We start from the raw sequence: 18,204 nt of genomic DNA on the forward strand, positions 1-18,204 counted from the left end.
GTCCAGCCTACGGCGAGACCCGGACGGGCCGCCCACTAGTCTGGAACGCATGTCCACCCCATTGCACTCTGCCTTGCTCGATGCGCTTTCGCAGCGCGTTGTCGTGGGAGACGGGGCGATGGGCACGATGTTGCAGGCCGCGGATCTGAGTCTGGACGACTTCCGCGGCCTCGAGGGGTGCAACGAGATTCTCAACGACTCCCGGCCCGACGTCATCCGGGGGATCCACCGGGCGTACTTCGAGGCCGGGGCGGATGCCGTCTCCACCAACACCTTCGGCTGCAACCTGCCCAACCTCGCCGACTACGACATCGCCGATCGCATCCGTGACCTGTCCGAACGCGGCGCCCGCCTGGCCCGGGAGGTGGCCGACGAGATGGGTCCCGGCCCGGACGGCATGGGCCGGTTCGTGCTCGGCTCGATGGGTCCGGGCACGAAGCTGCCCACCCTCGGTCACGCCCCGTTCGCCGCACTGCGCGACGCCTACACCGAGTCGGCGCTGGGCATGCTCGACGGCGGCGCCGACGCCATCCTCGTCGAAACCTGCCAGGACCTGCTGCAGGCGAAGGCCGCGATCGTCGGCAGCCGCCGCGCGATGGAGCGGGCGGGCCGGCGCATCCCGATCGTCACCCACGTGACGATGGAGACGACCGGCACGATGCTGCTCGGCAGCGAGATCGGGGCGGCCCTGACGGCGCTCGAACCCCTGGGCATCGACCTGATCGGGCTGAACTGTGCGACCGGCCCGGAGGAGATGAGCGAGCACCTGCGGCATCTGTCCAAGCACGCCCGGTTGCCGGTGTCGGTGATGCCGAACGCGGGCCTGCCGGTGCTGGGAGCGAACGGCGCCGAGTACCCGTTGACGCCGGAAGAGCTGGCGGAGGCGCTGAGCGGATTCGTCGCCGAGTTCGGTCTGGCGCTGGTCGGCGGCTGCTGCGGCACCACCCCCGAGCACATCCGGCAGGTCGCCGAGGCGGTGCACGCGACCGAGCGCGCCGAGCGCGGCCCCCGGCCGGAGCCGGGCGTGTCGTCGCTGTACTCGGCGGTGCCGTTCGAGCAGGACTCGTCGATCCTGATGATCGGGGAGCGCACCAATTCGAACGGGTCGAAGGCGTTCCGGGAGGCGATGCTCGCCGGGGACCACCAGAAGTGCCTGGACATCGCGAAGGACCAGATCCGCGACGGCGCGCACCTGCTGGATCTGAACGTGGACTACGTGGGCCGCGACGGTGCCGTCGACATGGCGGATCTGGCGGGCCGGCTGGCGACGGCGTCGACGTTGCCGATCATGATCGACTCGACGGAGCCCGACGTGATCCGGGCCGGCCTCGAGCATCTCGGTGGCCGGTGCGCGGTGAACTCGGTGAACTACGAGGACGGCGACGGCCCCGGTTCGCGGTTCGAGCGGATCATGGAGCACGTCGTCGAGCACGGCGCCGCGGTCGTGGCGTTGACCATCGACGAGGAGGGCCAGGCTCGCACCGCCGAGCACAAGGTGCGCATCGCCGAGCGGCTGATCGCGGATCTGACCGGCACGTGGGGGCTCGGCGAGGAGGACATCATCGTCGACGCCCTGACGTTCCCGATCTCCACCGGTCAGGAGGAGGTCCGCCGGGACGCCGTCGAGACGATCGAGGCGATCCGCGAGATCAAGCGGCGGCATCCGCGGGTGCACTTCACCCTGGGCATCTCGAACGTGTCGTTCGGCCTGAACCCCGCGGCGCGGCAGGTGCTGAACTCGGTGTTCCTGCACGAGTGTGTGCAGGCGGGGCTGGACACGGCGATCGTGCACGCGTCGAAGATCCTGCCGATGGCGCGGATCCCGGACGAGCAGCGCGAGACGGCGCTGGATCTGGTGTACGACCGGCGGCGCGAGGGCTACGACCCGCTGCAGAAGCTGATGGCGCTGTTCGAGGGGGTGTCGGCGGCGTCGTCGCGGGAGTCCCGCGCGCAGGAGCTGGCCGCGCTGCCGCTGTTCGAGCGGCTCGAGCGGCGGATCGTCGACGGCGAGCGCAACGGGCTCGAGGCGGATCTGGACGAGGCGATGCAGACGACCCCGCCGTTGGCGATCATCAACGACACGCTGCTGTCGGGGATGAAGACGGTCGGGGAGCTGTTCGGTTCGGGGCAGATGCAGCTGCCGTTCGTGTTGCAGTCCGCCGAGGTGATGAAGGCGGCGGTCGCGCATCTCGAGCCGCACATGGAATCCACCGGCGACGAGGGCAAGGGCCGGATCGTGCTGGCCACCGTCAAGGGCGACGTGCACGACATCGGCAAGAACCTCGTCGACATCATCTTGAGCAACAACGGCTACGAGGTGGTCAACCTCGGCATCAAGCAGCCGATCGCGACGATCCTGGACGCGGCGGTGGACAAGAACGCCGACGTGATCGGCATGTCCGGGCTGTTGGTGAAGTCGACCGTGGTGATGAAGGAGAACCTCGAGGAGCTCAACCATCGCGGGGTGGCGGAGCGGTTCCCGGTGCTGCTCGGGGGTGCCGCGCTGACCCGCTCCTACGTGGAGAACGATCTGGCCGAGATCTACGAGGGCCAGGTGTCCTACGCGCGCGATGCGTTCGAGGGCCTGCATCTGATGGACCGGGTCATGGCCGTCAAGCGCGGCGACGGTCCGGCGGCGGACAGCCCGGAGGCGATCGCGGCGAAGGAGAAGGCCGCCGAGCGCAAGGCCCGGCACGAGCGGTCGCGGCGGATCGCGGAGAAGCGCAAGGCCGCCGAGACGCCGGTCGAGGTGCCGGAGCGCTCCGATGTGGTCGCCGACCTCGAGGTGCCCACCCCGCCGTTCTGGGGCACCCGGGTGGTCAAGGGGGTGGCTCTGGCCGACTACGCCGGCCTGATCGACGAGCGGGCGCTGTTCCTGGGGCAGTGGGGGCTGCGCGGGCAGCGCACCGGGGACGGGCCCACGTACGAGGAGCTGGTGGAGACCGAGGGCCGGCCGCGGCTGCGGTACTGGCTGGACCGGCTGTCCACCGAGGGGATCCTGGCGCACGCTGCGGTGGTGTACGGGTACTTCCCGGCGGTGTCGGAGGGCGACGACGTGGTGGTGCTGGCCGAGCCGCATCCGGACGCCGCCGAGCGCTACCGGTTCACGTATCCGCGGCAGCAGCGCGGCCGGTTCCTGTGCATCGCCGACTTCGTGCGGTCGCGGGCGGATGCGCGGGCGAAGGGGCAGGTGGACGTGCTGCCGTTCCAGTTGGTGACGATGGGGCAGCCGATCGCGGACTTCGCGAACGAGTTGTTCGCGTCGAACTCCTACCGGGACTATCTGGAGGTGCACGGCATCGGTGTGCAGCTGACCGAGGCGCTGGCCGAGTACTGGCACCGGCGGGTCCGGGAGGAGCTGGTGCTCTCCGGCGGCCACAACCTGGCCGAGGAGGATCCGGCGGACGTGGCCGAGTTCTTCAAGCTCGGCTACCGCGGGGCGCGGTTCGCGTTCGGGTACGGGGCGTGCCCGAATCTCGAGGACCGCGTCAAGCTGGTCGAGCTGCTCGAGCCGGGCAGGATCGGGGTGGAGCTGTCGGAGGAGCTGCAGCTGCATCCGGAGCAGTCCACCGACGCGTTCGTCCTGCATCACCCGGAGGCGAAGTACTTCAATGTCTAGTGCGGTGACCACGTCGACGCTGCGGGCCGTCCTGTGGGACATGGACGGCACTCTGCTCGAGTCGGAAACGTTGTGGGACATCGGGATCCGGGAGCTATCGCTGCGTCTGGGCGGGCCGATGACGGACGAGACACGGCGGGCGACGATCGGGGCGTCGAGTGCGTTCGCGTTGCGGACGGTGTTCGCGTCGCTGGATCTCGAACCGGATCCCGACGCCCTGGCCGCGGCGAAGGCGTGGCTGTACGGGCGCATGGGGGAGCTGTTCGCGCAGGGGCTGCCGTGGCGGCCCGGGGCGCGTCGGACGCTGGGGGCCGTGCGCGGCGCCGGGCTCGGGTCGGCGCTGGTGACCAACACCGACCGGACGTTGTGCGAGTTCGCCCTGGACACGCTCGGGCGCGAGCACTTCGACCATTCGGTGTGCGGCGACGAGGTGCCGGCCGGCAAGCCGGATCCGGCTCCGTACCTGCGGGCGGCGCAGCTGCTGGGGCTCGAGCCGGCGCAGTGCCTGGCGGTGGAGGACTCGCCCACCGGGGCGGCGGCGGCGGAGGCCGCGGGCTGCACGGTGCTGGTGGTGCCGTCGCTGACGGAGGTGCCGACCTCGCCGCGGCGGGTGTTCCGGGAGACCCTGGACGGGCTGACCGTCGCGGACCTGCACGCGCTGCACCTGCCGGGGGTGTGCTGAGGTGGCGATCCCGAAGATCGTGCTGTTCTACCGGTTCACGCCGCTGGCCGATCCGGAGGCGATCCGCTTGTGGCAGCACACCCTGGCGGCGTCGAACGATCTCACCGGTCGCATCCTGATCTCCGAGCACGGCATCAACGCCACCGTCGGGGGCGACATCGCCGACGTCAAGCGGTACGTGCGCGGCACCCGCGCGTACGCGCCGTTCGCCGACGCCGACATCAAGTGGTCGGACGGCACCGGGCGGGACTTTCCGCGCCTGTCGGTGCGGGCGCGGCCGGAGATCGTGACCTTCGGGGCGCCGCACGAGCTGAAGGTCGACGAGCACGGGGTGGTCGGCGGTGGGGTGCACCTGTCGCCGCACGGGCTGCACGAGTTGCTCGGCGAGCGCGGCGACGAGGTGGTGTTCTTCGACGGGCGCAACGCGTTCGAGGCGGAGATCGGCCGGTTCCGCGGGGCGGTCGTGCCGGACGTGGCGACCACGCGCGAGTTCGTGTCGGTGCTCGACAGCGGCCGCTACGACCACCTCAAGTCACGTCCGGTGGTGACCTATTGCACGGGCGGGGTGCGCTGCGAGGTGCTGTCCGCGTTGATGCGCAACCGCGGGTTCGAGCAGGTGTATCAGCTCGACGGCGGCATCGTCCGGTACGGGGAGACGTTCGGCGACGACGGGCTGTGGGAGGGTTCGCTGTACGTCTTCGACGGCCGCACGAACGTCGAGTTCTCGGACGCGGCGGCGGTGCTGGGCCGGTGCACGCTGTGCCGGGCGCCGACCTCGCGCTACCGCAACCACCCGGACGTCAACGGCCGGGAGCTGAGCCTGGTGTGCGAGGCGTGCGTGCCGGACCCGGTCGGGCCCTGACGGTGGCTGCGCCGCCGCTGCCGGTACGCGACGGTCTCGGCCCGGACCGGCTGCGGCTGCCCGTCGCCGATCCCGCCCCCACGATCCTCGGGTTCCTGCGCGGCGCCGAGCCCGGCGAGGACTGGCACCGCCACGTCGCGGCCGGTGAGCTCGTCGACGAGCACGGCCGGCCGGTGACCGCGCAGACCCGGTACCAGCCGGGCCGGTTCGTGTACTTCTACCGGGAGCCGCCGCCGGAGGTGCCGGTGCCGTTCCCGGTGACGGTCCTGCACCGCGACGAGGGGCTCGTCGTCGTGGACAAGCCGCACTTCCTGGCGACGATCCCGCGGGGCGCGCACATCCGGGAGACGGTGGTGGTGCGGCTGCGCCGCGAGCTCGGGCTGCCGGACCTGGTTCCGGTGCACCGTCTGGACCGGATGACGGCGGGCGTGCTGCTGTGCACCACCGATCCGGGATTGCGGGGGCCGTACCAGCAGCTGTTCGAGCGGCAGCGGGTGCGCAAGGTGTACGAGGCGATCGCCCCGTACCGGCCGGGCCTCGAGTTCCCCCGCACGGTGCGCAGCCGGATCCGTAAGCGACACGGCGAGCTCACGGCCGTGGAGGAGCCCGGCGAGCCGAACTCCGAGACGCGGATCGAGCTGCTCGAGCGGCGCGGGGACCTGGCCCGGTACCGGCTGCATCCGCGGACCGGGCGCACCCATCAGCTGCGGCTGCACCTGAGCTCGCTGGGGGCGCCGATCGTCGGGGACAACTTCTATCCACGGTTCCGGCGCCGCGCGCCGGACGATTTCTCGGATCCGCTGCGGTTGCTGGCGCGGACCGTCGAGTTCGACGATCCGCGCACCGGGCGACGCCGCCGGTTCGACAGCGGCCTCGCTCTCGAGTTCTGACGGTCCGGGCCGGGCGCCCGGGGCGGGCGCGGCACTGGGTGCGGGAGCACGCCGCGGTCATGAAACAATGAACCCCCGTGAAGACCTTCGATTCCCTGTTCGCCGAGCTGTCCGAGCGTGCCGTCACCCGTCCCGAGGGGTCCGGCACCGTTGCCGCCCTGGACGCCGGCGTCCATGCGCAGGGCAAGAAGGTGATCGAGGAGGCCGGCGAGGTGTGGATCGCCGCCGAGTACCAGAGCGACGAGCAGCTGGCGGAGGAGATTTCGCAGTTGCTGTACTGGGTGCAGGTGCTGATGGTCGGGCGGGGACTGAAGCTCGAGGACGTCTACAAGCATCTGTGACGGCTCGCCGTCGGGTATCTGTGACGGCTCGCCGTCGGGCAGCCGCCCGGGGCCGGCCGTCGTGCCCTCGAGACCTTCCGCATGTTCCTTCCCTGCTCTTCGCACCGTTGCCGAAAGGACCGTCCATGCTGCGCGTCGCAGTTCCGAACAAGGGCTCGCTGTCCGAGTCCGCCGCCGAAATCCTGCGCGAGGCCGGATACCGGCGCCGCACCGACTCGCGCGACCTGACCGTCATCGACCCGGTCAACGACGTCGAGTTCTTCTTCCTGCGCCCGAAGGACATCGCCATCTACGTCGGTTCCGGCGAGCTCGATCTGGGCATCACCGGCCGTGACCTGGCGCTGGATTCGGCCGCGCCGGTCACCGAGCGGCTCGCTCTGGGGTTCGGGTACTCCTCCTTCCGCTACGCGGCGCCGAAGGGCCGGGACTGGAAGATCGAGGACCTCGCCGGCCTGCGGGTCGCGACGTCGTACCCCAACCTGGTCCGCCGCGATCTGGCGGCGCGGGGGATCGAGGCGACGGTCATCCGTCTCGACGGCGCGGTGGAGATCTCCATTCAGCTGGGGGTGGCCGACGCGATCGCCGACGTCGTCGGCTCCGGCCGGACGCTGCGCCAGCACGATCTGGTGGCGTTCGGGGAGTCGCTGTGCGACTCGGAGGGCGTGCTGATCGAGCAGGAGGGCGCGAGCCGCGGGGATTCGGCGCGCAATCAGCTCGTCGCCCGCATCGAGGGCGTGGTGTTCGCGCAGCAGTACGTGATGCTCGACTACGACTGCCCCAAGCCGGTTCTCGACGAGGCCGTGCAGATCACGCCGGGTCTGGAGTCGCCGACGATCTCACCGCTCGCCGACGACTCGTCGGTGGCGGTGCGGGCGATGGTGCCGCGCAAGGGCCACAACGCGGTGATGGATCGGCTCGCCGAGATCGGGGCGCGGGCGATTCTGGCGACGGACATCCGGTCGTGCCGCGCGATGCGCGGCGCCGAGTAGCCGCTCCCGAGTGCCCGTCGCGTCAGCGCGGCGGGCAGGTGCACATCGGTCCTGTGGGGATGTTCCCGGCGAGGCGCCGGCCGAACGACCCGGTGGTCGGGTCCGCGCGCAGTGATCCGCGGTCGGATGCCGGGGCCCCCGCGCGGGGTGTGGTCAGCGGCGGCGGACCTGCACGGTCTGGGCGATCCGGCCGACGGCGCCGTCCTCGTCGTACAGCACCCCGGCGGTCATGCCCACCCCGTCCGGTCCGGTGGACGTCTCGGCGCTGATGCCGACCCACTCGCCGACCGGTTCCCGGAACAGGTGCACCGTCAGGTCGGTGTTGAGGAAGGTCCAGAGGGCGGGGTCGAGCTTGGAACCGACGCCGTTGGCGACATCGGCGACGGTGAACAGCCGCTCGACAGGGGTCGGGGCCTCGCCCTCGACGAGCGCCAGGTCGGTGCGCAGCCACGCCGCCGACGGCCCCGGCGCCCCGATCGGGGTGATCGTGCGCCAGTCCAGGGTGCGCACGAACCCGGTCTGCCAGAACTCCGAGCCGGGGTGTTCGGCGATGCCCTGCGCCGGCGGCGGCAGCGGCGCGTCCGCGGCGTGGGCGACCTCGGGCAGGTCGGCGGTCTGCATGCGCCAGGCGGTGCCACGGGCCACCGCACGGCGGGTGCCGTCCGGGCCGGCGGCCCACAGCTCGGCGACGACGAGTTCGACCTTGCGGCCGGGCCGGTCGATGCGGGTGCGGACCTCGATCTCGGTCAGCGGCACCGGGCCGAGCAGTTCCACGCAGACGCGGGTGAGCCGCGCGCCGGGGCGGCGGCCGCAGCGTTCGAGGGCGCGGGCCAGCAGCGCCGACGGCGGGGCGCCGTGCTGCATCGTCGGTGCCCACGTGCTGACCGTGTGGGCGGTGGGCCGGAACCGTTCGACGGCAGCGCCCCCGTCGCCGGGGCCGCCGCCGTCGATCGGCACGAAGTACGCCGCGTCGCTCACTCGCTCGTTTCCTCCTCGGTACGGGCCGCGCCGGCGGGCTCGTCCGGCCGGCCCGGATAGGGCGGGGCGGTGCCGCCGAATGCCGGGCACCGCACCCGATGATCGCACCACCGGCACAGCGGCCCCGGGTTGGGCCGGAAGTCCCCCGCGGCGGTCGCGGCCCGCACGGCCGCCCAGATGGCCCGCACGGTGCCCTCGAAGCGGCGCAGCTCGTCCTCGTCGGGGGTGTAGTCGAGCACCTGCCCGTCCGCCAGGTACAGCAGCCGCAGCCGCGCCGGCACCACCCCGCGGGTGCGCAGCACCACCAGCGCGTAGAACTTCAGCTGGAACAGCGCCGCCGCCTCGCCGGTCTCCCGGGGCGCCCGGCCGGTCTTGTAGTCGACCACGCGCACCAGCCCCTGCGGGGAGATGTCGATCCGGTCGACGAAGCCCCGCAGCCGCAGCCCGTCGTCCAGTTCGGTCTCCACGCGCAGCTCGCACGCCTCCGGGGTGAACCCGGTGGGATCCTCGAGGGCGAAGTAGCGGGCGACGAGGGCGCGGGCCTCGGTGAGGAACCGGTCGCGCTCGCCCGGGCCGATCACCTCGGCCAGGGCGGGTGCGTCCTCGAGCAGCCGCTGCCACGCCGGTGCCACCAGCTCGCCGGCCGGACCGGGCCGCCGGTCGGCGGCCGGCAACGCGAACAGCGCCTCGAGGGCTGCGTGGACGACGCTGCCGCGCAGCTGGGCCCGCGACGGGACCTCGGGTATCCGGTCGATCGCCCGGAACCGGTACAGCAGCGGGCAGCGTTTGAAGTCGGCGGCGCGCGACGGCGACAGCGCCGGCGTCCGCGGGGCCGCGGGCCGGTTGTCGGTGGGGGGTGTCGTCGCGGCTGTGCTCACACCTGGCAGGGTATGGCCCGGGACCGACACGGTGTCGGTACCGGCGGAGCGGACGAAGGTGGATACGGCGATGGCAGCAGGTGGACTCGGGCGCAGCGGACCGTTCGAGGTCGGTGACCGGGTGCAGCTCACCGACGCCAAGGGCCGCAAGTACACGGTGGTGCTCGAGGCGGGCAAGGAATTCCACACCCACCGCGGCGGCATCCTGCACGACGCGCTCATCGGCACGGACGAGGGCAGCGTCGTCACCTCCACCAACGGCACCCCCTACCTGGCGCTGCGGCCGCTGCTGACCGACTACGTGCTGTCCATGCCGCGCGGGGCGCAGGTGATCTACCCCAAGGACGCCGCGCAGATCGTGCACGAGGGCGACGTGTTCCCCGGCGCCCGGGTGCTCGAGGCGGGCGCCGGTTCGGGTGCGCTGACCTGTTCGCTGCTGCGGGCCGTGGGACCGACCGGCCGGGTGATCTCCTACGAGGTGCGCGACGACCACGCCGAGCACGCGGTGCGCAACGTCGAGACCTTCTTCGGGGAGCGTCCCGGGAACTGGGATCTCACGGTGGGCGACGTCGCGGACTACGACCTCGACCGGCACGGTCCGGTCGACCGGGTGGTGCTGGACATGCTGGCCCCCTGGGACGCGCTGCCGACGGTGGCGAGGGCGCTGGTGCCCGGTGGGGTGCTGATCGTGTACGTGGCGACGGTGACTCAGCTGTCGAAGGTGGTCGAGGCGCTGCGCGAGCAGACCTGCTGGACCGAACCCCGGTCGTGGGAGTCGATGGTGCGCGGCTGGCATGTGGTCGGCCTGGCCGTGCGTCCGGAGCATCGGATGCAGGGACACACCGCGTTCCTGGTCAGCGCCCGCCGCCTCGCCGAGGGCACCGTCACACCGAAGCCGCAGCGCCGGCCCAGCAAGGGCTGACCGCCCCGGTCGAGCACGGCGGCCGAGCCGCCTGGTCCGCACGGCGGCCGAGCCGCCTGGTCCGCACGGCGGCCGAGCCGCCTGGTCCGCACGGCGGCCGAGCCGCCCCGGTCACGAGCAGCTCAGCGACCCCATCGCCAGGACCTGGCAGGTGCTCTCGTCCGCCAGCCGCCAGGTGCCGTCCTCCCGCTCGAACGTCAGCGGCATCGGGGCGCCGCCGTGCGGACCGGTGACCTGCACGGTCGCCGAGACCGTGTCGTCGTCGACGGCGTTCACGGACTCGACGTCGGCGGTGAGCGGGTAGCCGGCGAGCACCCCGTTGAACTGCTCGAGCAGCGTGCCCCGGTCGTCGCCGTCCTCGACCACCACGGCCTTGTCCGCCGCCGGCACCGCCGGGTCGAAGAACGTCGTGAGCACCGCCTCGAGCTCGCCCTCGGATGCCGCGGCGGCGGGGCCGGCCGCGGACGTCGTCGCGGCGGAGGCGGGGGAGGTGGGCGACCCACCGGCACCGGCGGAGTCGTCGGTGGCGCAGGCGGGCAGCGCGGTCAGTGCGGCGACGGCGACGGTGGCAGCTGCCCGTCTCGTGCGAGTGGTCACGGGAATCCTTTCGACCCGGCAGAGAGAAAGGCAAGGCTAACATCGGTATCGGCGGTTCGGCCCCGCCGCCGTGAGGAATCCGACACGCATTCGCAGCATGCCGATTTCGCGTCGCACCACACAGTCGGCCGTCTGCCGGTAGCGTGGAAAGACCGATAGTGGAGGGAGTCGCACATGAGCTCGACAGAGAACCCGGATTCGGTTGCGGCGGCACAAGAACTCGAAGCGCTGCGCGCCGAGGCGACCGCCCTGCGGCGGCGGCTCGTCGAACCGTCCGAACAGGTCCGTGACCTCGAGGCCCGGATCGACTCCCTGACCGTGCGCAACGGCAAGCTGATGGACACGCTCAAGGAGGCGCGCCAGCAGCTGATCACCCTGCGCGAGGAAGTCGACCGGCTCGGTCAGCCCCCCAGCGGCTACGGGGTGCTGCTCGGCATCTACGACGATCAGACCGTGGACGTGTTCACCTCCGGCCGCAAGATGCGGGTCACGGTGTCCCCGAACCTCGAACCCGATGCCTTCGTCTCCGGCCAGACGGTCCGGTTGAACGAGGCGCTGACCGTCGTCGAAGCCGGCGGATTCGAGCGGGTCGGAGAGATCACCACCCTGCGCGAGGTCCTCGACGACGGTACCCGCGCCCTCGTCGTCGGACACGCCGACGAGGAGCGCATCGTGTGGCTGGCCGAGCCGCTCGCCGCCGCGGCCGCCGCGGCGGCCGGCACCGTCGAGGTGAGCGAGGACTCCGAGCCGTCGTTCAAGCTGCGGCCGGGCGATTCGCTGCTGGTCGACAGCAAGGCCGGCTACGCCTTCGAGCGCATCCCCAAGGCCGAGGTCGAGGACCTCGTCCTCGAGGAGGTTCCCGACGTCGACTACAACGACATCGGTGGCCTCGGCCGGCAGATCGAGCAGATCCGCGACGCGGTGGAACTGCCGTTCCTGCACAAGGACCTGTTCCGTGAGTACGCGCTGCGCCCGCCCAAGGGCGTGCTGCTGTACGGCCCGCCCGGCTGCGGCAAGACCCTCATCGCCAAGGCCGTCGCCAACTCGCTGGCCAAGAAGATCGCCGAGGCCCGCGGCGAGGATTCGAAGGAAGCGAAGTCCTACTTCCTCAACATCAAGGGCCCCGAGCTGCTCAACAAGTTCGTCGGCGAGACCGAACGCCACATTCGGCTGATCTTCCAGCGGGCCCGCGAGAAGGCCTCCGAAGGCACCCCGGTGATCGTGTTCTTCGACGAGATGGACTCGATCTTCCGCACCCGCGGCTCCGGTGTGTCCTCCGACGTCGAGACCACGGTGGTGCCGCAGCTGCTGTCCGAGATCGACGGCGTCGAGGGTCTCGAGAACGTCATCGTGATCGGCGCGTCCAACCGCGAGGACATGATCGACCCGGCGATCCTGCGGCCCGGCCGACTCGACGTGAAGATCAAGATCGAGCGGCCCGACGCCGAGGCGGCGCTGGACATCTTCTCCAAGTACCTCACCGAGGGACTGCCGGTGCACGCCGACGACCTCGCCGAGTTCGGCGGGCACCGCGGGGCGTGCGTGCGCGCCATGATCGAACGGGTCGTCGACCGGATGTACGCCGAGAGCGAGGAGAACCGCTTCCTCGAGGTGACGTACGCCAACGGCGACAAGGAGGTCCTGTACTTCAAGGACTTCAACTCCGGCGCGATGATCCAGAACATCGTCGACCGCGCCAAGAAGTACGCGATCAAGTCGGTACTCGAGACCGGCGCGCCCGGTCTGCGGGTGCAGCACCTGCTCGACTCCATCGTCGACGAGTTCGCCGAGAACGAGGACCTGCCCAACACCACCAACCCGGACGACTGGGCACGGATCTCCGGCAAGAAGGGCGAACGCATCGTCTACATCCGCACCCTGGTCACCGGCAAGAACGCCAGCGCCAGCCGGGCGATCGACACCGAGTCGAACACGGGCCAGTACCTGTGACGCCGCGTCGGTGGGGTCGCCGTGTCCCGCGGCGACCCCACCGACGTGCGACGCGACCGTCAGGAGGGTGACCGTGCCGCTGCCCCGCGCCCTGGCCCGGTTCAACAGGGTCGTCACCAACCGGCTCGCCCGGCCCCTGGCCGGACACCTACCGCTGACGGCGGTGATCGAGCACCGCGGCCGGCGCACCGGGCGCCGCTACCGCACCCCGGTGCTGGTGTTCGGCCGCGACGGCGGCTACCGCATCGCCCTGACCTACGGCCCCCGCACCGACTGGGTACGCAACGTCCTCGCCGCCGGCGGCTGCACCCTGCACACCCGCGGCCGCCGCATCGACCTCGTCGACCCCGTGCTCGGCCGCGACCCGGCCGTGCGGTGGGCGCCGCCCGGCGTCCGCACGGTCCTGCGCACGACCGGCTCGGTCGAGTATCTCGACGCCGCCGTCGCCCCGTCCGCCGCCCGCCCCGGGCCGCCCGCCCCGCCCGGCCCGGCCGGACCGGCACCGATCACCTAATCTCGACGTCATGCAGCGGATCATCGGCATCGAGGTCGAGTACGGGATCTCCTCACCCAACGAGCCCACAGCGAACCCGATCCTCACGTCCACCCAGGCGGTCCTGGCGTACGCGGCCGCCGAGGGGGTGCCGCGCGCCAAGCGCACCCGCTGGGACTACGAGGTCGAATCCCCGCTGCGCGACGCCCGCGGATTCGACCTGGGCCGCTTCAACGGTCCGGCCCCCGTCATCGACGCCGACGAGGTCGGCGCCGCCAACATGATCCTCACCAACGGCGCCCGGCTGTACGTCGACCACGCCCACCCCGAGTACTCGGCGCCGGAGGTCACCGACCCCCTCGACGCGGTGATCTGGGACAAGGCCGGCGAACGGGTGATGGAGGCCGCCGCCCGGCACGCCTCGAGCGTGCCCGGCGCACCGCGCCTGCAGCTGTACAAGAACAACGTCGACGGCAAGGGTGCCTCGTACGGCACCCACGAGAACTACCTCATGGCCCGCGACACCCCGTTCTCGGCGGTGGTGGCCGGGCTGACCCCGTTCTTCGTCTCCCGGCAGGTGATCACCGGTTCCGGCCGGGTCGGCATCGGCCAGTCCGGCGACGAGGCCGGATTCCAGCTGTCCCAGCGCGCCGACTACATCGAGGTCGAGGTCGGGCTCGAGACCACCCTCAAACGGGGCATCATCAACACCCGCGACGAGCCGCACGCCGACGCCGACAAGTACCGGCGCCTGCACGTGATCATCGGCGACGCCAACCTCGCCGAGATGTCGACCTACCTCAAGGTCGGCACCACCGCGCTGGTGCTGGACCTGATCGAGGCCGGGGTGGACCTGTCGGACCTGCAGCTGGCCCGGCCGGTCACCGCCGTGCACCACATCAGCCACGACCCCACGCTGCGCAAGACCGTCGCCCTGACCGACGGCCGGGAGCTGACCGGCCTGGCGTTGCAGCGGATCTACCACGAGCGCGTCGCGAAGTTCCACGCCGGCACCGACGACAAGCGGGTGCGCGACATCCTCGACAAGTGGGCGATGATCCTCGACCTGCTCGAACGCGACCCCATGGAGTGCGCGCACCTGCTGGACTGGCCGGCCAAGCTGCGCCTGCTCGAGGGCTTCCGCAACCGGGAGGGCCTGGCGTGGTCGGCGCCGCGGCTGCACCTGGTGGACCTGCAGTACTCCGACGTGCGGCTGGACAAGGGCCTGTACAACCGGCTCGTCGCCCGCGGCTCGATGGAGCGCCTGGTCGCCGAGCAGGATGTGCTCGACGCGGTGCACACCCCGCCGTCGGACACCCGCGCGTTCTTCCGCGGCGAGTGCCTGCGCCGGTTCGGCGCCGACATCGCCGCCGCCAGCTGGGACTCGGTGATCTTCGACCTCGGCGGCGAATCCCTGGTGCGCATCCCCACCCTCGAGCCGCTGCGCGGCAGCCGCGCGCACGTCGGCAAGCTGCTCGACTCGGTGGATTCGGCGGCCCAACTGGTCGACGAACTGACCAGCTGACCCGTCGGGGCGGGCGCGACACGCGCGTAGTCGCGCGGAGTGTCGCATCTGCTCGGTAGGGTGGAGGTCCGAGCAGTCGGAGCTCGCACCGGCCGAGGCCGGAGCGGGCCCCACGAACGAACGAGGAGGTCGACCGCTATGGCTCAGGAGCGGACCACACGCGGTGGCGGAGGCGACGACGACGAGGTCGTCGGCGACGGCGGTGCCGGTCAGGAACGACGCGAGAAGCTCGCGGCCGAGACCGACGACCTGCTCGACGAGATCGACGACGTGCTCGAGGAGAACGCCGAGGACTTCGTGCGTGCGTACGTGCAGAAGGGCGGCCAGTGACAGCGGAGCGTTCGCCGATCCCGTTCCCCGTCCACCCGCCGCGCATGCCGTTCGGTTCCCCGCTGTCCTCGTTCTCCGACCACCTGCGCATGCATGCGCCGGAACTGCTGCCGGAGAACCGTCCCGGGCTGCGGGGCGCCGACGCGGACATCGCCCCGCACGGCACCACGATCGTCGCCGTGACGTTCGCCGGCGGCGTGCTCATCGCCGGTGACCGGCGCGCCACCATGGGCAACATGGTCGCCAGCCGCGACGTGGAGAAGGTGTTCGTCACCGACAGCTACTCCGCGGCCGGCATCGCCGGCACCGCCGGCCTGGCCATCGAGCTCGTGCGCCTGTTCGCGGTCGAGCTCGAACACTACGAGAAGATCGAGGGTGTGCCGCTGACCTTCGACGGCAAGGCCAACCGGCTGTCGTCGATGGTGCGCGGCAACCTCGGGGCCGCGATGCAGGGCCTGGCGGTGGTGCCGCTGCTGGTCGGCTACGACCTCGAGGCGACGGAACCGCAGCGCGCCGGCCGGATCGTGTCCTACGACGTGGTCGGGGGCCGCTACGAGGAGCGCGCCGGCTACCACGCGGTGGGCTCGGGATCGCTGTTCGCCAAGTCGTCGCTGAAGAAGCTCTACCGCGCCGACGCCGACGAGGCGGCCGCGCTGCGCACCGTCGTCGAGGCGCTCTACGACGCGGCCGACGACGACACCGCCACCGGCGGCCCGGACACCACCCGCGGCATCTATCCCACCGCGGTGGTCATCACCGCCGACGGCGCCACCGAGGTGCCGGAGCAGACCTTGTCGGCGCTGGCCCGCACCGTCGTCGCGGACCGCACCGTCTCCGAGCACGGGCAGGGAGGTGCGCAGTGACGCTGCCGTACTATGCGTCCGCCGAGCAGATCATGCGCGATCGCTCGGAACTGGCGCGCAAGGGCATCGCGCGGGGTCGCAGTGTGGTCGTGCTGACCTACGCCGACGGGGTGGTGTTCGTTGCCGAGAACCCGTCGAAGGCGCTGCACAAGGTCAGCGAGCTCTACGACCGCATCGGGTTCGCCGCGGTCGGCAAGTACAACGAGTTCGAGAACCTGCGGCGCGCCGGGATCGTGCACGCCGACATGCGCGGCTACTCCTACGACCGGCGCGACGTGACCGTGCGGTCGCTGGCCAATGCGTACGCGCAGACCCTGGGCACCATCTTCACCGAGCAGCCCAAGCCGTACGAGGTGGAGATCTGCGTCGCCGAGGTCGGCCGCGCCGACTCCGCCGACACCGCGCAGCTGTATCGGATCACCTACGACGGCTCGATCGTCGACGAACCGCAGTTCGTGGTGATGGGCGGGCACACCGAACCCATCGCCACCGCCCTGCGCGAGTCGTACCGGCCGGGGCTGTCCCTCGCCGAGGCGGTGCAGGTCGCGGTGCAGGCGCTGCAGCAGGTGCCCGCCGCCGGGGCCGAGATCGGCACCCGGGTGCTCGGCCGCGCCGAGCTCGAGGTGGCGGTGCTCGAGAAGCCGCGCCCGCGTCGCGCGTTCCGCCGCATCACCGGCGCCGCGCTCGACCAGTTGCTGCCCGGCACCGGCGAGCGGTCCGGCGACGACACCGGCACCACCGGACCGGACGGGTCGGGGCCCGTTCAGGGTTCCTGATCGAGGGGCCGGTAGAGGGTCAGCTCGCCGGGGACGCTGCGGAACTCGAACAGCGCGCCCTCGGCGAGCACCTCACCGTCGGTGGCCAGGGCGACCCGGCCGCTGCGCACCCGCACCGACAGCGCCGGCGCTTCGCGCCGCACGTGGATCGGGGACCCGGCGAGGCTGCCGGTGACCGCGGCCGCGAGCAGCCGCGTCCGCGACCAGTGCAGGTCGGCCCGCAGATACCGCACGTCCAGGGTGCCGGTGTCGATGCGGGGCCGTGACATCGGCACCCGGTCGTCCGGCGCGTACCGGCCGCTGCCGACGAACAGCAACCACACCGCGGTGGGCACCCCGTCCAGCGACACCCGCAGCGGGCTCGCGGTCGCGAGGACCGCGGCCAGCGCCGCCGCGGCGGCCGGCCACTTGCCGATCCGCGGCTCCCAACGCTCACGCAGCCGCACCGAGTCCGGATAGCCGCCCACGCTGGCGGTGTTGACGAACACGTGTCCACCTCGGTCGGCACCGTCCGGGCCGGTGCCGTCCACCCACACCCGGCCGAGGTCGACCCGCAGCGCCTGCCCGCGCTCGACCGCGCGCACGGTCTGCTCCAGGTCGAGCAGCCCGGCGTCGCGGGCGAAATGGTTCAGGGTGCCGCCCGGGAACACCGCCAGCGGCAGCCCGTGCGCGACGGCCGCGCTCGCCGCGGCCCGCACGGTGCCGTCCCCGCCGTGGACGCCGAGCGCTGCGGGGGTGTGCTCGGCGACGAACCGGTCCAGCTGGGCGGTGAACTCCTCGTCCGGGTCGAGGGTGACCACCCGCGCCTGGGGCAGCGCCGCCGCGATCACGCCCGCGTCGTCGTCGCGGCCGGCGCCGGGGTTGACCAGCACCAGCAGGTCCCGGCCCTGCGGCAGGGCGGGGGCCGGGCCGGGCGGGCCCAGCCGGGCGGGCTCGTCGGGGCGCACCGCCCACCAGCGGCGCGTGGCCAGGGCCACCGCCGCACCGACGGCGACGCCGGTGACAACGTCGGCCGGCCAGTGCACCCCGGTGTGCACCCGGGAGTAGGCGACCGCCGCGGCCACCGGCGCGAGCAACGCCCCCGTCACCGGGGATTCGAGGGCCATCCCGGTGGTGAACGCCGCCGCCGACGCCGAATGCCCGGACGGGAACGACGACGAGCGCGGCGTCGGCAGCGAGCGGCGCAGCGGGCCGTCCTGCCGGGCCGGGGGCCGGCGGCGCGGCAGCAGCGGCTTGAGCACCCCGTTGGCCAGGGCACTGGCCCCGGCCAGCGCCAGCATGCCGCGGACGGCGCCGCGACGGGGCCGGCCACCCATCGCGGCGCACGCCGCCGCGCAGCCCATCCACAGCCGACCGTGGTCGGCGGCGCGGCTCAGCCCCCGCAGCACGGGGTCGGCGGGGGAGGGACGCAGGGCGGCGCTGCCGGCGAACAGGGACCGGTCCAGGCGCGTCAGCGGGGCGGGAGCGAAGATCACGGGTCCAACCGTAATCTCGTTGCGGCTCATGCTC

Annotated in this window: 17 protein-coding genes; 13 read left to right on the top strand and 4 right to left on the bottom strand. The window is 72.1% G+C overall.

Going from position 1 to position 18,204, the window contains the following annotated elements; translation table 11 throughout:
• Positions 1 to 49: 49 nt before the first annotated feature.
• The 6 genes from metH to hisG all read left to right on the top strand — a co-directional run bounded on the left by metH (position 50) and on the right by hisG (position 7,383).
• On the top strand, positions 50 to 3,619 hold the full coding sequence (gene metH, locus ACWPOB_RS04410; RefSeq protein WP_455400017.1) for a methionine synthase: 3,570 nt from the start codon (positions 50 to 52) through the stop codon (positions 3,617 to 3,619).
• The gene (locus tag ACWPOB_RS04415) at positions 3,612 to 4,301 is read left to right on the top strand and encodes an HAD family hydrolase (protein ID WP_455400018.1); all 690 of its coding nucleotides are present in this window, start codon (positions 3,612 to 3,614) and stop codon (positions 4,299 to 4,301) included. Before metH ends, ACWPOB_RS04415 begins: the two co-directional genes overlap by 8 nt.
• 1 nt (position 4,302) lies before the next feature.
• Complete coding sequence (gene trhO, locus ACWPOB_RS04420) at positions 4,303 to 5,163, top strand: oxygen-dependent tRNA uridine(34) hydroxylase TrhO (protein WP_455400019.1); 861 nt, start codon at positions 4,303 to 4,305, stop codon at positions 5,161 to 5,163.
• A gap of 2 nt (positions 5,164 to 5,165) precedes the next feature.
• Positions 5,166 to 6,053 carry a pseudouridine synthase gene (locus tag ACWPOB_RS04425; RefSeq protein ID WP_455400064.1) on the top strand — a complete coding sequence of 296 codons (888 nt, stop codon included), beginning with the start codon at positions 5,166 to 5,168 and terminating at the stop codon, positions 6,051 to 6,053.
• Between the two features lie 77 nt (positions 6,054 to 6,130).
• Positions 6,131 to 6,394 carry a phosphoribosyl-ATP diphosphatase gene (locus ACWPOB_RS04430; protein ID WP_003937712.1) on the top strand — a complete coding sequence of 88 codons (264 nt, stop codon included), beginning with the start codon at positions 6,131 to 6,133 and terminating at the stop codon, positions 6,392 to 6,394.
• Between the two features lie 125 nt (positions 6,395 to 6,519).
• Positions 6,520 to 7,383 (top strand): ATP phosphoribosyltransferase, encoded by an 864-nt coding sequence (gene hisG / locus ACWPOB_RS04435; protein WP_100058804.1) that lies wholly within the window; start codon positions 6,520 to 6,522, stop codon positions 7,381 to 7,383.
• A gap of 153 nt (positions 7,384 to 7,536) precedes the next feature.
• On the opposite strand, the gene ACWPOB_RS04440 is transcribed toward hisG, so the two are convergent.
• On the bottom strand, positions 7,537 to 8,361 hold the full coding sequence (locus ACWPOB_RS04440) for a thioesterase family protein (protein ID WP_455400020.1): 825 nt from the start codon (positions 8,359 to 8,361) through the stop codon (positions 7,537 to 7,539).
• Complete coding sequence (locus tag ACWPOB_RS04445) at positions 8,358 to 9,239, bottom strand: RecB family exonuclease (protein WP_455400021.1); 882 nt, start codon at positions 9,237 to 9,239, stop codon at positions 8,358 to 8,360. The genes ACWPOB_RS04440 and ACWPOB_RS04445 overlap by 4 nt, the downstream gene beginning before the upstream one ends.
• 70 nt (positions 9,240 to 9,309) lie before the next feature.
• Between ACWPOB_RS04445 and ACWPOB_RS04450 the strand changes: the two genes are divergently transcribed.
• The gene (locus tag ACWPOB_RS04450) at positions 9,310 to 10,161 is read left to right on the top strand and encodes a tRNA (adenine-N1)-methyltransferase (RefSeq protein WP_455400022.1); all 852 of its coding nucleotides are present in this window, start codon (positions 9,310 to 9,312) and stop codon (positions 10,159 to 10,161) included.
• A 111-nt stretch (positions 10,162 to 10,272) separates the two neighbouring features.
• On the opposite strand, the gene ACWPOB_RS04455 is transcribed toward ACWPOB_RS04450, so the two are convergent.
• Positions 10,273 to 10,758, bottom strand: coding sequence for a nuclear transport factor 2 family protein (locus tag ACWPOB_RS04455; protein ID WP_455400023.1), 486 nt, complete (start codon positions 10,756 to 10,758; stop codon positions 10,273 to 10,275).
• A 174-nt stretch (positions 10,759 to 10,932) separates the two neighbouring features.
• Here ACWPOB_RS04455 and arc point away from each other — a divergent pair, with 174 nt between their 5' ends.
• The 6 genes from arc to prcA all read left to right on the top strand — a co-directional run bounded on the left by arc (position 10,933) and on the right by prcA (position 16,695).
• Positions 10,933 to 12,708: a proteasome ATPase gene (gene arc / locus ACWPOB_RS04460; protein ID WP_100058782.1), complete on the top strand. Its 1,776-nt coding sequence runs from the start codon at positions 10,933 to 10,935 to the stop codon at positions 12,706 to 12,708.
• Between the two features lie 73 nt (positions 12,709 to 12,781).
• Positions 12,782 to 13,222, top strand: a complete 441-nt coding sequence (locus tag ACWPOB_RS04465; protein ID WP_455400065.1) for a nitroreductase family deazaflavin-dependent oxidoreductase — start codon at positions 12,782 to 12,784, stop codon at positions 13,220 to 13,222.
• A 10-nt stretch (positions 13,223 to 13,232) separates the two neighbouring features.
• On the top strand, positions 13,233 to 14,726 hold the full coding sequence (gene dop, locus ACWPOB_RS04470) for a depupylase/deamidase Dop (protein WP_455400024.1): 1,494 nt from the start codon (positions 13,233 to 13,235) through the stop codon (positions 14,724 to 14,726).
• Between the two features lie 138 nt (positions 14,727 to 14,864).
• Complete coding sequence (locus ACWPOB_RS04475; protein ID WP_003937722.1) at positions 14,865 to 15,056, top strand: ubiquitin-like protein Pup; 192 nt, start codon at positions 14,865 to 14,867, stop codon at positions 15,054 to 15,056.
• Entirely contained in the window at positions 15,053 to 15,919 is an 867-nt protein-coding gene (gene prcB / locus ACWPOB_RS04480; RefSeq protein WP_455400025.1) for a proteasome subunit beta, read from the top strand. The genes ACWPOB_RS04475 and prcB overlap by 4 nt, the downstream gene beginning before the upstream one ends.
• Positions 15,916 to 16,695 carry a proteasome subunit alpha gene (gene prcA, locus ACWPOB_RS04485; RefSeq protein WP_165040942.1) on the top strand — a complete coding sequence of 260 codons (780 nt, stop codon included), beginning with the start codon at positions 15,916 to 15,918 and terminating at the stop codon, positions 16,693 to 16,695. Before prcB ends, prcA begins: the two co-directional genes overlap by 4 nt.
• Here the strand turns inward: prcA and ACWPOB_RS04490 are convergent.
• Entirely contained in the window at positions 16,683 to 18,200 is a 1,518-nt protein-coding gene (locus ACWPOB_RS04490) for a phosphatase PAP2 family protein (protein WP_455400026.1), read from the bottom strand. The two genes, prcA and ACWPOB_RS04490, sit on opposite strands and share 13 nt — an antisense overlap.
• Positions 18,201 to 18,204: the final 4 nt, after the last annotated feature.

This window comes from Rhodococcus sp. 2H158 (assembly GCF_053764755.1).

What these genes read in the sequence shown, in the direction of transcription:
- hisG (WP_100058804.1), top strand. Translation starts at nt 6,520, where the DNA reads ATGCTGCGCGTCGCAGTTCCGAACAAGGGCTCGCTGTCCGAGTCCGCC.
- ACWPOB_RS04415 (WP_455400018.1), top strand. Translation starts at nt 3,612, where the DNA reads ATGTCTAGTGCGGTGACCACGTCGACGCTGCGGGCCGTCCTGTGGGAC.
- arc (WP_100058782.1), top strand. Translation starts at nt 10,933, where the DNA reads ATGAGCTCGACAGAGAACCCGGATTCGGTTGCGGCGGCACAAGAACTC.
- ACWPOB_RS04475 (WP_003937722.1), top strand. Translation starts at nt 14,865, where the DNA reads ATGGCTCAGGAGCGGACCACACGCGGTGGCGGAGGCGACGACGACGAG.
- dop (WP_455400024.1), top strand. Translation starts at nt 13,233, where the DNA reads ATGCAGCGGATCATCGGCATCGAGGTCGAGTACGGGATCTCCTCACCC.
- ACWPOB_RS04450 (WP_455400022.1), top strand. Translation starts at nt 9,310, where the DNA reads ATGGCAGCAGGTGGACTCGGGCGCAGCGGACCGTTCGAGGTCGGTGAC.
- metH (WP_455400017.1), top strand. Translation starts at nt 50, where the DNA reads ATGTCCACCCCATTGCACTCTGCCTTGCTCGATGCGCTTTCGCAGCGC.
- ACWPOB_RS04490 (WP_455400026.1), bottom strand. Translation starts at nt 18,200, where the DNA reads ATGAGCCGCAACGAGATTACGGTTGGACCCGTGATCTTCGCTCCCGCC.